This is a genomic window from Arthrobacter vasquezii (assembly GCF_029455255.1).
GTDB classification, from domain to species: Bacteria; Actinomycetota; Actinomycetes; order Actinomycetales; family Micrococcaceae; genus Arthrobacter_D; species Arthrobacter_D parietis.
On record NZ_JAROKN010000099.1, the window covers coordinates 1 to 1,779 of the forward strand.

At 56.0% G+C, this 1,779-nt stretch carries 1 rRNA gene; it reads left to right on the plus strand.

The features are described 5' to 3' along the window. The first annotated feature begins 79 nt into the window (after window positions 1–79). A 16S ribosomal RNA gene (locus P4U43_RS17450) occupies window positions 80–1,602 on the plus strand. Window positions 1,603–1,779 lie beyond the last annotated feature (177 nt).

Consider the following 1,779-nt stretch of genomic DNA (forward strand, 5'->3'; position numbering starts at 1 on the left):
CTGGTTTTTTGGCTGGTTTCGAATTTTGTGCAGCATGGGCTTCTCTTTTTCCGGGGGGTTTGTGTTGTGTTCGTAGTTTTTTACGGAGAGTTTGATCCTGGCTCAGGATGAACGCTGGCGGCGTGCTTAACACATGCAAGTCGAACGATGATCCCTAGCTTGCTGGGGGGATTAGTGGCGAACGGGTGAGTAACACGTGAGTAACCTGCCCTTGACTCTGGGATAAGCCTGGGAAACTGGGTCTAATACTGGATATGACTGACTATCGCATGGTGGTTGGTGGAAAGCTTTTGTGGTTTTGGATGGACTCGCGGCCTATCAGCTTGTTGGTGGGGTAATGGCCTACCAAGGCGACGACGGGTAGCCGGCCTGAGAGGGTGGACGGCCACACTGGGACTGAGACACGGCCCAGACTCCTACGGGAGGCAGCAGTGGGGAATATTGCACAATGGGCGCAAGCCTGATGCAGCGACGCCGCGTGAGGGATGAAGGCCTTCGGGTTGTAAACCTCTTTCAGTAGGGAAGAAGCGAAAGTGACGGTACCTGCAGAAGAAGCGCCGGCTAACTACGTGCCAGCAGCCGCGGTAATACGTAGGGCGCAAGCGTTATCCGGAATTATTGGGCGTAAAGAGCTCGTAGGCGGTTTGTCGCGTCTGCCGTGAAAGTCCGGGGCTTAACTCCGGATCTGCGGTGGGTACGGGCAGACTTGAGTGATGTAGGGGAGACTGGAATTCCTGGTGTAGCGGTGAAATGCGCAGATATCAGGAGGAACACCGATGGCGAAGGCAGGTCTCTGGGCATTAACTGACGCTGAGGAGCGAAAGCATGGGGAGCGAACAGGATTAGATACCCTGGTAGTCCATGCCGTAAACGTTGGGCACTAGGTGTGGGGGACATTCCACGTTTTCCGCGCCGTAGCTAACGCATTAAGTGCCCCGCCTGGGGAGTACGGCCGCAAGGCTAAAACTCAAAGGAATTGACGGGGGCCCGCACAAGCGGCGGAGCATGCGGATTAATTCGATGCAACGCGAAGAACCTTACCAAGGCTTGACATGAACCGGAACGGCGCAGAGATGTGTCGGCCACTTGTGGCCGGTTTACAGGTGGTGCATGGTTGTCGTCAGCTCGTGTCGTGAGATGTTGGGTTAAGTCCCGCAACGAGCGCAACCCTCGTTCCATGTTGCCAGCGGGTTATGCCGGGGACTCATGGGAGACTGCCGGGGTCAACTCGGAGGAAGGTGGGGACGACGTCAAATCATCATGCCCCTTATGTCTTGGGCTTCACGCATGCTACAATGGCCGGTACAAAGGGTTGCGATGCTGTGAGGTGGAGCTAATCCCAAAAAGCCGGTCTCAGTTCGGATTGAGGTCTGCAACTCGACCTCATGAAGTCGGAGTCGCTAGTAATCGCAGATCAGCAACGCTGCGGTGAATACGTTCCCGGGCCTTGTACACACCGCCCGTCAAGTCACGAAAGTTGGTAACACCCGAAGCCGGTGGCCTAACCCTTTTGGGGGGGAGCCGTCGAAGGTGGGACCGGCGATTGGGACTAAGTCGTAACAAGGTAGCCGTACCGGAAGGTGCGGCTGGATCACCTCCTTTCTAAGGAGCGCCTACAACTGTTTGCATCCTGCGTTGTGTGGGGTGTGGGGGTTGTCAGGAGTATGCCCATTGCGCAGGCGTTTGTTCTGCGGTGGGTGCTCATGGGTGGAATATCAATGAATAGGTGCCGGGTTGGTGCTGGTTGGTTTGAGTACGGGTCGCATGTTTTCTGTTCCG